At 33.9% G+C, this 13800-nt stretch carries 10 protein-coding genes and 3 tRNA genes; 1 reads left to right on the top strand and 12 read right to left on the bottom strand.

Features of this window, described 5'->3' with window-relative positions; genetic code table 11:
• Positions 1-17: 17 nt before the first annotated feature.
• The 10 genes from INR76_RS11135 to tsaD form a co-directional block, all read right to left on the bottom strand.
• Positions 18-91, bottom strand: a tRNA-Arg gene (locus INR76_RS11135).
• A gap of 56 nt (positions 92-147) precedes the next feature.
• Positions 148-222 (bottom strand) — tRNA-Pro (locus tag INR76_RS11130).
• Between the two features lie 80 nt (positions 223-302).
• Positions 303-386: transfer RNA gene (locus tag INR76_RS11125), tRNA-Ser, on the bottom strand.
• A 142-nt stretch (positions 387-528) separates the two neighbouring features.
• Positions 529-1338, bottom strand: coding sequence for a hypothetical protein (locus INR76_RS11120; RefSeq protein ID WP_370632400.1), 810 nt, complete (start codon positions 1336-1338; stop codon positions 529-531).
• A gap of 364 nt (positions 1339-1702) precedes the next feature.
• Positions 1703-2797, bottom strand: coding sequence for an AI-2E family transporter (locus INR76_RS11115; RefSeq protein WP_255592602.1), 1095 nt, complete (start codon positions 2795-2797; stop codon positions 1703-1705).
• Positions 2798-2825: 28 nt separating this feature from the next.
• Positions 2826-3335, bottom strand: coding sequence for a TrmH family RNA methyltransferase (locus INR76_RS11110; RefSeq protein ID WP_223108039.1), 510 nt, complete (start codon positions 3333-3335; stop codon positions 2826-2828).
• Positions 3332-3673, bottom strand: a complete 342-nt coding sequence (locus INR76_RS11105; protein ID WP_223108038.1) for a hypothetical protein — start codon at positions 3671-3673, stop codon at positions 3332-3334. Before INR76_RS11105 ends, INR76_RS11110 begins: the two co-directional genes overlap by 4 nt.
• A 9-nt stretch (positions 3674-3682) precedes the next feature.
• Positions 3683-4321, bottom strand: coding sequence for a DUF4159 domain-containing protein (locus INR76_RS11100; RefSeq protein ID WP_223108037.1), 639 nt, complete (start codon positions 4319-4321; stop codon positions 3683-3685).
• Positions 4322-4365: 44 nt separating this feature from the next.
• A complete protein-coding gene (locus INR76_RS11095; RefSeq protein WP_223108036.1) occupies positions 4366-5076 on the bottom strand; it encodes a 16S rRNA (uracil(1498)-N(3))-methyltransferase in 711 nt (236 codons plus the stop codon).
• Between the two features lie 3 nt (positions 5077-5079).
• Entirely contained in the window at positions 5080-6111 is a 1032-nt protein-coding gene (gene tsaD / locus INR76_RS11090; RefSeq protein ID WP_370632399.1) for a tRNA (adenosine(37)-N6)-threonylcarbamoyltransferase complex transferase subunit TsaD, read from the bottom strand.
• Between the two features lie 92 nt (positions 6112-6203).
• On the opposite strand from tsaD, the gene INR76_RS11085 reads away from it, so the two are divergent.
• On the top strand, positions 6204-10592 hold the full coding sequence (locus tag INR76_RS11085; RefSeq protein WP_255592600.1) for a translocation/assembly module TamB domain-containing protein: 4389 nt from the start codon (positions 6204-6206) through the stop codon (positions 10590-10592).
• 12 nt (positions 10593-10604) lie between these two features.
• Here INR76_RS11085 and INR76_RS11080 read toward each other — a convergent pair whose 3' ends face one another.
• Both INR76_RS11080 and INR76_RS11075 read right to left on the bottom strand, forming a co-directional pair.
• Positions 10605-10985 (bottom strand): Rid family detoxifying hydrolase, encoded by a 381-nt coding sequence (locus INR76_RS11080; RefSeq protein WP_223108034.1) that lies wholly within the window; start codon positions 10983-10985, stop codon positions 10605-10607.
• An 11-nt stretch (positions 10986-10996) separates the two neighbouring features.
• On the bottom strand, positions 10997-13651 hold the full coding sequence (locus INR76_RS11075) for a putative LPS assembly protein LptD (RefSeq protein ID WP_223108033.1): 2655 nt from the start codon (positions 13649-13651) through the stop codon (positions 10997-10999).
• Between the last annotated feature and the right edge of the window lie 149 nt (positions 13652-13800).

Here is a 13800-nt window from a genome sequence, read left to right as displayed (position 1 = left end):
AAAGTGAGGATTCAAAGTGATCACGCCAGGATTCGAACCTGGGACCGTCTGCTTAGAAGGCAGATGCTCTATCCAGCTGAGCTACGTGACCCAATCAATATGTCATTAAACTAAAAAACCGAACATTTTCATGTCCGGTCTTTTTTGTCGGGGTGGCAGGATTCGAACCTGCGACCTCCTGCTCCCAAAGCAGGCGCGATAACCGGGCTACGCTACACCCCGTAAACAGTTAAAAAACAACTGTTCTTTAATTCCAAATCAATTTTGGTAGGAGTTTAAAGAGGGTAATGAAAACTCCATTGCGGAGAGACGGGGATTCGAACCCCGGCAACGTTTACACGTTGACAGATTAGCAATCTGCTCCATTACCACTCTGGCACCTCTCCAGTATGTTAAGAACGTTCATTTCTTAAATGCGGATGCAAATGTAGGTTATCATTCCGTTTTTCGCAAACATATTTGAACCTTTTTTGCAATTACTTTTTAATTTATTGTAAGCGACGGTATTACAAACTAAAAAAATTACCCTTAAACCTTTGAACAAACTAATATTACTTTTTTTGAGGGCTGAATTGTTGTAAAAAAGAGATAGGTATCACCACCGTCTTTAATTTTAAACTTTTTTCGAATGCTAGAAACAGATTCAGGAAAATTTCTTGTTGTAATGTTTGCTTTTGTAATGGCTTCTTTTTTAATATTTTTTTTTGAATAAGGTAAGATGTCATTTATTAAAAAACGTCGTCCAGGAAACGCTCTCAGCGACTCACTAGTGTATAAATGCGTATTTTCATGAAGCTTTTTTACTTTAAAACTTTCTGAAACATTAAAAAATGCTCCACTTTTCATTATAGCTGCATTGGGTTCGTATAAAAAGCGTTTAGGACTATCATAAAATACTTCTGCTTGTTCTCTATATATAAAGCTAAATGTTTCTTCTGTATTCTCTTTTGTAAAATTTTTAGTGATTACAGTAAGATCATTAGAATAGTCTGGCTTAATCATCCATAATAATTCTTTTACTTCGTTGTTAATTGCTACAATGTGAAGCTGAAAAACGTGATCAAGCTCTTTTAACCCCACAGAAATATCAAGCATAGGTGCTGTTTTAATAATCAACAGCTTACAATTTTTTACTAATTGAGGCAGGTGTTTTGGGATATTTGGTTCGCAGTCATTGAGAAAGAAAACTTTCCCTTTGGTATCGTGTCTGCGTGAAGGATCTACGTAAATCGTGTCATACATTTCATTTAAAACACCCAAAATACCATCTTCATTTTTACAAGTGATATTGTTTGCGTTTAATTGTTTAAAGTTATGTTCAGCAATTTTTGAAAGCACAGCATTTGTTTCAAAATGTGTAATGTGATTTGCTTGTTTTGAAAAGTAATAACTATCAACTCCAAAACCTCCTGTTAAATCGGCTAGACGATTTCCTTGTATTAAAGTTGCTTTGTATGCTGCTGTTGTTTCAGAAGAGGTTTGCTCAATATTTAGCTTTTTGGGGTAAAAAATAGCGTCTGTTTGGTACCAAGTAGGTAGTTTTTTTTCAGCTTTTCTACGGCTTTCAATTTGTTGAATAAGCTCTTGGACAGTAACAGAATTAAACGGACTTCCTGAAAAAGCAAGTTGAGAAATGTCTTCAGAAAAAGTTTTTATAAACTCCTGAATTTTAAAACTTAATATTTCTTTATTAAAAGTGATACTACAAATTTTTTGTCAAGTGTTTAACGATCTTATATTCTGAAAGGAACTCTTTTGAAACCACTTTTATAGCCGTGTAGGTAGGTACTGCGAGAATCATTCCGGCAACACCAAAAAGATAACCACCTATGAGAATAACAATAAAAATTTCAAGCGGATGAGAGCGTACGCTTTTACCAAAAATAACTGGTTGTGTAATTAAATTATCAAATAATTGCGCAATAGAATATCCGCCAAGTGTATACAATAACAACGGAAGTAATTCTGAAGAAAAATCGGCTCCTAAGTTATTTGAAAGTACTACCAACATCATTAAAACTCCGGCAATGATAGGCCCTAAATAAGGCACTATATTTAAAAAAGCACAAATTAAAGCGATTGCTACAGCATTGTTCACATCTAGAAATAATAACAAGACAGAGTAGAATAAGGTTAATATCATAACCTGTAATAATAACCCTAAAAAATAGCGAGAAAGCAATTCTTTAATCTTGTTTAATACCCGCAAAAACCGTTTTTCACGTCCTTTATCTGCAAAAACAGTTACCATATTGGGTATTAACTTTTCGTCCCTTAAGAGAAAAAATGAAATAAATAAAACAGCAAATAATCCTACTAAAAAGTTACCTATGTTTCCAAAGAAGATATCAATAAAACTTGGAATGATTTCTAAATTAAAATTTTGAACATATTCAGTTCGTTTAATTCCTTCAACAATGTCAATTTGTTGTACACCTAGATAATCTGCTGCTTGAATGCTTAATTCATTCAAGTCACTTTTTACCAGATCAAAATCTATATTTGATATACGTTTACTTTGTTCAATTATAATAGGTGTAAAAACGCGTAATAAGACCGAAACAGTAAGAATTACCAATAAAAGAGTTAACACGGAAGCTACGCCGTTACCCATTTTTAAATAGTTTCTGAAAAATAATAAAACAGGTCTGCTAATTAATGATATCACAGCTGCAATACCTACATACAGTATCAAAGCTTGTATTTGAAAGAAAAACCACAATAATATTAATATACCGGCAATAACAGCCAGTGCTCGTAAAATACCTACAGAAATAGATTTAGCTTTCTCGTTCACAAAGTAAATATAGCATAATAGTGCAACACTAATTTAAAAGTTTTGTTAAGGTGAAAAGAGCAATCCCGGCTGCTTGTACAACATTAATGCTGCTATTGGTGCCAAACATCCTAATATGAGTGCTTTCATCAACGTTCTTTAAAACAGTTTCAGATATACCGTGTTGTTCATGTCCTATAATTAATGCAAGTTTTTCTTGAGCATCAAGGGTAAGTTTTTCTAGCGGAATGCTAGTTTCGGTAAGTTCTAAAGCTATAATTTTATAATCGTGTTTTTGTAATTCTTTTATTTCTGAAAGGATTGATTCAGACAAACGAAATGGTACTTTTTCAACTGTATGTCGAGCGGTTTTGCGTAAACGGGAAGAAGAAAAATTAATAGATGCGTTGCAAAAAATAAGCTCTGATACACCAAAAGCTTCACTTATCCTGAACAAACCACCTATGTTTGCAGGACTTTGTACACCATCACAAATAATTTTTATAGGAAATTTTTTAGACTGAAAGCTAGTGGTTTGATGTGTTAATTGTTTGGTCACTTATTTCTTCTTGAAATTTTGATTTTATTAAAATCACTTGCATTTTTATAAGCATCAAAATAGATCCAAATAGGAATAGTAAATGTCAAAACAGCTATAAACCCTAATTTAAAAACTACAAGGGTTAAAACAATTCCGATAGATAAAGCAATCAATCCTATAAATCTACTAGGCTCAGCATGAAGTCTATTTATATGTTTTTTTTCAAAAATTCCGCAAGAGTCACAGTTTTTACCAATATAATCACCAACTTGAGATTGTAACTCAAACCTATCTTTTACTTTATAATTTAAGCGGTTTTTCTTTTTACAAGAGCCACAATAATAACTTAATAGCATATTTTTAAATTAATGTTCAAAAACATATTTGATAATATTGGCTCCCATTTTTAAAGCTTTAAGTCTTACTTCTGGTGGGTCATTGTGTATTTCTTGATTTTCCCATCCGTCACCCAAATCACTTTCTATAGTGTATAGCAATACTAGTCTGCCTTCATGTTCAATCCCAAAGGCTTGTGGGCGCTTACTGTCATGCTCATGTATTTTAGGTAATCCTTCAGAAAAGGTAAACTGTGAATTAAAAATTGAATGGTTTGCGGGAAGTTCTTTTAATTCTTTATTCGGAAAAATTTTTACAAGTTCTTTCCGCAGGTATTGGTCCATTCCATAGTTATCATCAATATGCAAAAATCCGCCACTTAACAAATAACTACGTAGATTTTCAGCTTCTTCAGCAGTAAAAAAAACATTTCCGTGCCCCGTCATATGGATAAAAGGATAATCAAAAATATCAATACTTCCAGGACTTACTGTTTGTATTTTTTCTGAAATAGCAGTATTAATTTGTTGATTACAAAATGAAGCTAGATTGGGTAAAGAAGTAGGATTGCTGTACCAATCACCGCCACCACCGTATTTTAAAACAGCTATCTGTTGTGCTTGAACACTAGTTAATGTAAATAGGAAAATGAGTAGTAGCAATCGCATAAAAACAAATTTACAAATTAAACTTGTATCCTTATAAACCTCTTTTAGTATTGGTTTATAAACGATACACTGTGTGTTGCCACAATTGCAGCGGTTTCAGTTCTTAATCGGGTATCGCCCAAGGTAACCGGTATAAAATTATTGTTCTTTGCAAGTTCAATTTCTTCTGAAGAAAAATCACCTTCTGGACCAATTAACACAAGTACTGATTGTTTGTTTTGAATCATTCCTTTAAAAGATTTTTTATCGGTCTCTTCACAATGAGCAATACACAACAGGTTTTCACTATGCTTTTGTTTGATAAAGTCTTTACTAGATACTGCGGTGTTTAACTTAGGCAGATATGCTTTTAAAGACTGTTTCATGGCGCTTTGTAATATCTTTTCGAAACGCTCAGGTTTAATAGTTTTTCGTTCGCTGTGTTCACAAATGATAGGAGTTATTTCTGTAATTCCTATTTCGGTGGCTTTTTCTAAAAATGTTTCAAACCGGTCATTAGATTTGGTAGGAGCTACGGCAAGATGCAAATGATAGGGTAGTGGCTGCTGTTTAGTAGTTTCTGTTATTGTTGCAATGCATTTTTTTGGTGATACCATTGTTAATTCGGCTTTAAAAAAAACGCCTTTGCCATTAGTAATATCAAGTATGTCTCCCTCTTTTTTACGTAAAACTTTCCCTATATGCCGACTTTCCTCTTTATCAAAAAATATTTCTTTTGATGTTTCTGAACTGTTTGGATGATAAAAAAGTTGCATAGATTATAATTTCATTCTAGCTTGAGCTAGCACATCGTTTTTGGCAAACAATTGTTGTTTATATTTAAGCTCACCAACTATAGCAATCATGGCTGCATTATCGGTGCAATATTCAAATTTTGGAATGTGTGTTTTCCAGCCATATTTACCTTGGGCTTCTTGCAAAGCATTACGTATTCCGCTATTTGCTGAAACACCGCCTCCAATTGCAATTTCTTTAATACCTGTTTGTTTAACAGCGTTTTTTAACTTATCCATTAAATAATCAACAATAGTAAACTGTAAACTAGCACAAACGTCTTCAATATTTTCTGAAATAAAATTAGGATTATTGGCTACCTCTTTCTCTACAAAATACAGTACTGCAGTTTTTAACCCACTAAAACTAAAATCTAATGGTTTTACTTTTGGTTTGGTAAACTTAAACGCTTTCGGGTTTCCTTTTTGAGCATATTTATCTATTAAAGGCCCGCCTGGATAGGGTAGTCCTAAAATTTTAGCAGATTTATCAAAGGCTTCACCAACAGCATCATCAATTGTTTGACCTATAACTTCCATTTCAAAATAATCTGTCACTTTTACAATTTGGGTGTGACCACCACTAATTGTTAATGCCAAAAATGGAAAAGAGGGTGCAGTTTGACCTTCTGCCTTTATAAAATGAGCCAAAATATGTGCTTGCATGTGATTAACATCAATCAAAGGAACACCTAATCCCATTGCCAAAGACTTTGAAAATGAGGTGCCTACCAACAAAGAACCCATAAGTCCCGGACCCCTTGTAAAAGCTATGGCACTTAGTTGTTTTTTATCGATATTTGCTTTGCGTAATGCTTGGTGTACTACGGGCACAATATTTTGTTGATGAGCACGAGAGGCAAGCTCTGGAACTACACCACCATATTCTTCGTGTATTTGTTGTGTAGCAACAACATTAGACAGTACCTCACCGTTGTTAATCACAGCGGCAGCGGTATCATCACACGAAGATTCAATACCGAGTATGTAGCAATTTTTTGTAGTCAAATTAGGCATATTTATTGCTGCCAAAATTAAAACAATAAAAGCGTATCAAAAAACTTCGTAAAATAATACTTCGCACCTTTGCAGCAATTGTTCTGCTTCTTGTGCTACTTATCATTATTTTATCGATTCCTTCGGTACAAACTTACGTTGCCAAAAAAGTAACCACAAACCTTAATGATACGTACGGCACTAACATCAATATTAAGCGACTAGGCCTCAACTGGAAAGGAGAGGTTGATATACGCGAAGTATTTATAGCAGACCATCATCAAGACACTTTAATTTACGCCAAAGAGCTTCAAACCAATATTTTAAGTTTTCAGAATCTCATTCAAGGAGATCTTGGTTTCGGAAATATTAAATTGACAGAGGCCAAGTTGTACGTAACTACCTATAAAGACGAAGAAACAGATAATCTCACTATTTTTTCAGAAAAATTTGACTCTGGAAAACCACCTAGCGGCAATCCTTTTTCATTATTTAGTAATGATGTGGCGCTTACAAATAGTCACATAAAAATAACAAACCACAACCTTGACAGTCCTGAGGTTTTTGATTTACATAATGTTTCTGTCTTTGCTAATGACTTTAAAATTACAGGACCAAATATAGATGCAGAAATTGAATCTCTTTCCCTAAAAGCTCAGCGAGGTTTTGTGATAAAAAACTTAAAGTCTGATTTTTCATACACACTTGAAAAAATGGAGATTAAAGATCTTGAATTACAAACTCAATACTCGATAATTAAAGGCGATATTACACTAGATTATTCAGAAAATGGGATGAGTGATTTTGAAAATGATGTTGTTATAACAGCAATCTTCAATGATTCTGAAATTTCTACAAATGATTTAAACGTTTTTTACAATGAATTTGGCAAAGATCAAAATATCCTACTAGACACAGACTTTGAAGGAACTCTCAATGCGTTTAAAATTTCAGAAACACGCTTGGCAACTTCAAATACAACAGTTGAAGGAGATTATAATTTTTACAATCTTTTAAGTGCCTCTAGTGACTTTTCAATTCAATCATCAAATCATACTATTCAAACTAGTTATTATGATTTAAGAAGGTTTATGCCTAGAGTTTTAGGAGATGTTTTACCCAATCAACTTAAAGATATTGGCACCGTTACATTTACCGGTAAAACCTCAATTAATACTACACAACTAATAACCAATAGTACTATAAATACGGGAGTGGGTAGTGCAAGGGCAGATATAGAACTTGGCAACATTACCGATTTTGATAACGCATATTACAACGGAAATGTAGTTTTGAATAAACTTAACTTAGGTAAGCTTGCCGGAACTACTTCATTGGGAAAAGTTACCGCAAATGTTGATATTGAAGGAAGGGGCTTTACTCAAGAAACCGTAAGTACGTTGATTGAAGGAAACATTTCATCATTTAATTTTGAAGGGTATGAATATAAAAACATTCAGGTAACCGGTACTTTAAAAGATCCAGTATTTAATGGTAATTTGAGCATTGATGATCCCAATTTGAAAATGGATTTTAAAGGGCTGGTAGATGTTTCAGAAGAATTTAATCAATATGATTTTGAAGCAGATGTCGAGTTTGCAGAACTAAATCAATTAAATCTTGTAAAACGTGATAGTGTTTCTGTTTTTGCTGGTAGAATAGTAGCCGATATGGACGGAACCACGATTGATGATGCTGTAGGAACTATTTCTTTTGAAGAAACATTCTACCAAACAGCAACCGAAGATTTTTTCTTCGCAGATTTTGAAATCACTTCTTCTTTTGAAGGAGAAGAACATATTATTGCTATCAATTCACCAGACATAATTACCGGAAAAATAAGCGGGCGATTTTTAATAGAGGACATTCCTAATCTTTTTGTAAACGGTATTGGCAGTATTTATGCAAATTATATCCCCGAAGAGGTTACAACCAATCAATACATTGATTACGAGTTTGAGGTATATAATAAAATTGTAGACCTTTTTGTGCCTCAATTAAAGTTGGGGGATAATACGCGCGTAAAAGGTTCGGTATCTTCAGATCAATCAAAATTTAAATTAGACTTTCGTTCTCCTGAACTTTTACTTTATGATAATTATTTAGGCAAAGTAAACATACAAGTTGATAATGACAACCCGCTTTACAACACGTATATTTCAGTAGATTCTGTATACACCGGAGTTTACAATGTAGTTGATGTAAATGTTATCAATAAAACAATTAATGATACGCTCTATGTACGTTCAGAGTTTAAAGGAGGTGAGAAAAAAGAAGATCTTTTTAACTTATCGCTGTATCATACCATCAATCCAGCAGGAAAATCTGTTGTAGGTGTAAAAAGATCAGACATTACATTCAAAGACAACGTGTGGTACCTTAATGAAGATAATAATAGTTTAAACAAAGTGGTTTTTGATAATGATTTTAAAGCTTTCCGCATTGATTCTTTGGTATTGAATCACAATAATGAAATCATTCAATTAGCCGGCGAAATACGAGATTCTACCTATAAAGATTTAAAACTTCGTTTTCGTGATGTAAATATTGGCAATATAACTCCAGAGGTAGACAGTTTGCGCTTACAAGGAAATGTAAACGGAAAGTTAGATTTTCTTCAAAAAAATAGCGCTTACTATCCAAATTCTTCAGTAACGATAGACGATGTAATTATTAATGAAATTCCGTTTGGAGATTTAAATTTACAAATTAAAGGAAACGAAGACCTCTCTAGATATACCATTAATACAACTCTTGTTAACGAAGATGTAAAATCTATTAATGCTGTGGGATCAATTGATGTATCACCACAAAACCCAATGATTGACCTAGATGTTGATCTTAACGATTTTAATATGCAAGCTTTTAGTCCGTTTGGCGGTGATGTGGTTACAGATATACGAGGATTGATTACCGGAAACGCTCAAGTAAGCGGAAATTATAAATCACCCAATATTAATGGCGAGTTTAATTTGGAAAATAGCGGATTAACGGTTCCATACCTAAATGTTGATTTTGATTTAGAAAACAACACCAAAGTTATTCTTGATAAAAATAAAATCTCTGTAGATGCCATAACCATTACAGACACAAAATACAATACTCAAGGTACCTTCTTGGCAACAGCAACACATAAAAACTTTGGAGACTGGAAACTTGATATGAATATAAGTTCAAACAATCTTTTGGTTTTAGATACACCACCAGATGAAGATGCACTGTATTACGGTACAGCTTTTATTGACGGTACCGCTTCAATAAAAGGTCCGGTGGACGAACTTGTGATTGATGTTGTTGCAGCTACTGAAGATAATACCAGCTTTAAAATTCCATTAAGTGATGTTGCTTCAATAGGAGATGACTCCTTTATAAAATTTTTATCTCCTGAAGAAAAAGAAGCACGTATAAACGGCGAACCTCTTGTTACTGAAGAACCCAAAGGGCTTTCGGTTAATTTTGAATTAGACATCAACGAAAAAGCTGAAGTAGAAGTAGTGGTTGACAAAACAAACAACTCAACCTTAAAAGGTCGTGGAGCAGGTACTTTGTTAATAGAATTAAACACCTTAGGAAAATTTAATATGTGGGGTGACTTCTTGATTATCAATGGTAATTTTGATTTTAGATACGGCGGTATAATTCAAAAGAATATTGAAGTAGAATCTGGCGGAAGTATCAACTGGGATGGTGATCCAGAACGCGCACAACTTGATCTTACTGCAAAATATGAAACCGATGCCAACCCTTCAATATTACTGGATAACCCAACTGTAAACCGTAAAATTCCGGTAGAAGTATTGGTAGGTCTTACTGGTGAGTTGATTCAACCGGATATTAATTTCAGCATTAATTTTCCACGGGTAAGTTCAGTAGTTAAAAGTGAATTGGATTACAAGCTTCAAAACGAAGAGTTAATGGAAAAACAAGCACTTTTCTTAATTGCTTCGGGTAACTTTGTGAATGATAATTATGGTGGTGCCAATTTAGGAACCGGAGCCTTGGTTGAGCGTGTTTCTGGTTTGGTGAATGAATTATTTGCCGACCAAGACAGTAAATTCAGCGTTGGTTTGGATTACTCACAAGGAAGTCGTTTACCCGATCAAGAAACAGCAGACCGTTTTGGAATTACGCTTTCTACCCAAATTAATGAACGTATATTAATTAATGGAAAAGTAGGTGTTCCGGTTGGAGGTGTAAATGAAACCGCTGTTGCAGGTGATATTGAGGTGCAATGGTTGGTTAATGAAGATGGAAGTTTACGTATGAAGTTTTTTAATCGCCAAGCAGACTTGCAGTTTATTGGTGAAGATCAAATTTTTGAACAAGGAGCTGGAATATCGTATTCAGTTGATTTTGATACTTTCCGAGAATTGGTTAAAAAACTATTCAACAAAAAGATAACGTTAGAGTCTGAAGAAGAAAAAGTTCCCGTTACACCTGGTGAAAATGATGTTCCGGTAAATTTTAACAACACTCAAGCTACCGAGCAAGAAGATGAATAAAAATGGGGGCTGTTATAATGAAGCTATCATAGATATTTCAACGTTTACAAACTTTGGCAAATTGGCCACTTCAACAGTTTCACGGGCTGGGGCAGTAGCTTCATTAAAATAAGAAGCATACACCTCATTAATTGCTGCAAAGTTGTTCATATCACTAATAAATATCGAGGATTTTAAAACATGCTCAAAAGTCATTCCTGCTTCGGCTAAAACGGCTTTCATATTTTCCATAACCATTTTGGTTTCAGCTTTAATATCATCAGTAATTAATTTACCTGTTTCAGGATCAATGGCAATTTGACCAGAAGTAAACAACATATTTCCTTTTAAAACAGCTTGATTATAAGGGCCTATAGGAGCCGGAGCTTGGTTGGTTTGGATTATTTTTTTCATACGTGTAAAATTTATAGTTGTTGATCTGGTTCTCTACGTTTATCGTATTTAATATCACTTAATACCGAAGATTTTATCCCAATAAAAAAGTACCAAGATGTATTAACACTACCAATAGGTGTCCAATTAAAACTCATTTGCCAGCTTTCTAAATCTCTCTGAAAACGAAACTGTGTTAACGTGATACCTTTATTTTTAAAATCATATCCTGAAGACACACCAACTGTCCATCTAGGTGATAACTCAAGATTGGAGCTAAACATTAAAGATTGGGATGAGATTTCGTTTTGTCGTCTATTGTTAGAATATGTCATGGTATAGGCTAACCTAAAGTCCCACGGAATATCATAATTATACCAAGCTCTATTTTGATTGCTTTCATCTTCATCATCATCTTTATAAAGCCTATTGTCATCAATATCTCGTACGTCTCCAAATAAATCATCTGGGCGACCACCATTTCTGAAAGTTTCATTTTCTAGACGGTCTTTATTTTCTGAATCTACTTCTAGGTCTTTACTAGAGAAGGAATAGTTAATACTAATATTAGCATTTGTAAGTCTAAATAAACTTCCTCCATTATCAATATTGAATTTATCAATTTTTTCGTTGCTGTTATTTAAAGCATACGGATCTAAACTTCCGTTAAAATTGAAATCCAATTTATCTACAACCGGGATGCTTCCGCTAAATCGTAGAGGACTCCACTGTAATGAATCTCCGGCCAAGTTATAAGCGGTTGAAAAGTTAAGGTTGTTTAATAATTTAACCTTCTTAGGTTCAGTAGCCAAAGAGTCTTTATCTCGTACTTTTGCTTCGAGTGTATTACTTAATGAAATACCAATATTACTAGAATAGGTTTTATTTGGCGCTCCGTACAATGTGTTTTCAAACCGTGAATATTCTACTACTTCGGCGTTTACTTCAGGATCTGCACTAGGAATAGTATAATTTTCATAATATTGATCAAAAGAAGGATTGACGTTGTAACTAATAGATGGACGCATTACATGCCGTAAAGCTTGAATTTTTTTATCTTTTCCGAAGTTAAATGTACCGTAAACTGTAGTTCCTAAACTTGTTGAAAAATTGTAAGTAAAATACCTGTCAAACCCAGAAATTGTATCTCTCACAACACCTCCGTCACCATCATTTACAGTTGCATCATAGCGTTGATTAAAGGTTTTTGCTGTCCAGGTTTCTTGAAGGTTTGTACTTGCTGTTGCACTTAAATAATTTAATATTTTAAAATTAGTGCTAATAGGTACAGAGTGTCTAGCTCCAATTTGTGCATTATCAAACATTTCAGGTTTAAAAAACAATGAATCTGTGGTTTGAATTCTATTTTCTGCAGCCACATCATATTGAAGGTTAATATTGTCTATAATTCCTTTTTTTGTTCCGGTTTTTGGGGCAAAAGGAAAAACCCTAGATACACTAGCCGTCACATTTGGCAACGACATATTAATAGTTTGTGTATTGGTGTTTTGTGAGTGGGTTCCGGCAAGTGATACATTAACTTGAGGATCTCCTTCAAAAGTCTTACTATACGATACTGATGAACTCAAAGTATTTACCAAAGCACTAGCATTATTGGTTTGGTTTACAGACTGCCTAAAATAGCGACTACTACCTAAGTTAACAGACGCTGAAAACCTAGAACTAGGATTAGCCTTGGCATCTTGTGTATGATTCCATCTAATGTTGTAAACCGAACTTTGGTTAAAATTGGGAAACCCTCGTTCACTATCAATAAGGTTTTCATACCGTACGCTTATATTACCCCTAAAACGGTATCGTAGAGCATATGATGATTCCCCTCGTAAGCCATAACTTCCATTAGTATAGTAGTCACCTAAAAGCGTGAGATCTAGGTAGTCATTAACTGCAAAATAATACCCTCCATTTTGAAAAAAGAAACCACGTCTGCTTTGTTCTCCAATAGTAGGAATTATAAATCCTGATGCACGGTCTTCGGTTAAAGGAAAAAAGGCAAAAGGCAACCCAACTGGTGTAGGTACATCTGCAATGTACATATTGGTCAATCCGGTTACAATTTTTTTCTTAGGAACAAATTTAGCTTTACGGGTGTAAAAATAATATTCAGGATCATCTATATTTTTTGAGGTGGTAAATTTCACATTCCGAAGAAATACAACAGAATCATTTACCTTTTTGGTAACTTCAGCGATAACGTTAAAGCCGTTCTGTTCTGTTCTAGAATTATAAACCAATGCTTTTTCACTATCAAAGTTAAACCGTATAGAATCTGGTTTTACTTCATTTTGAGCTTGAACAAAAACAGGTTTTTGTGTGTATGTTCCGGCGCTATCAATTCCTTTTGCGTAGACCTCATTTTTATTGTAATCTAGAATAATGTAGCCGGCATCAATGCGCATGTTTCCATAAACAATATAAGCCTGGTTGTACATATAGACCTTTTTTTCTTTTCGGTTTATATACACATAATCCTCTCCGTAATAATCAACAACATCTGTTAAAAGTTCTTTTTTGGGCTGTACAGAATCTGTCTTAACGGTGTCATTTACAATTTCATTTACCTCTTCAGTAACGTTTATTATACTAGGCTTGAGAGAATCTTTTTCAGTTTCTAAAGGTATTTCAACAGAGTCTTTGGGAGGAATATCTTGAGAGTGCATTGCCATGCTACACAACAGTAGAAGAAGTATAAGAATGAAATTTTGCCTATGTGTTTGCAATGCTACGATGCTATTTTTTGTAGATTTGGCTTAGTTTTTGAAAGTTCAAAATTAAGCATATTTTTTGGCTTTGTTTTTTAAAAATTCAATATTTA

The organism is Marixanthomonas sp. SCSIO 43207 (genome assembly GCF_019904255.1).
In the GTDB taxonomy this organism is placed as follows: domain Bacteria; phylum Bacteroidota; class Bacteroidia; order Flavobacteriales; family Flavobacteriaceae; genus Marixanthomonas.
Note: the sequence above shows the minus strand (reverse complement) of the source record. Positions and strands in the feature narration are given on the sequence as shown.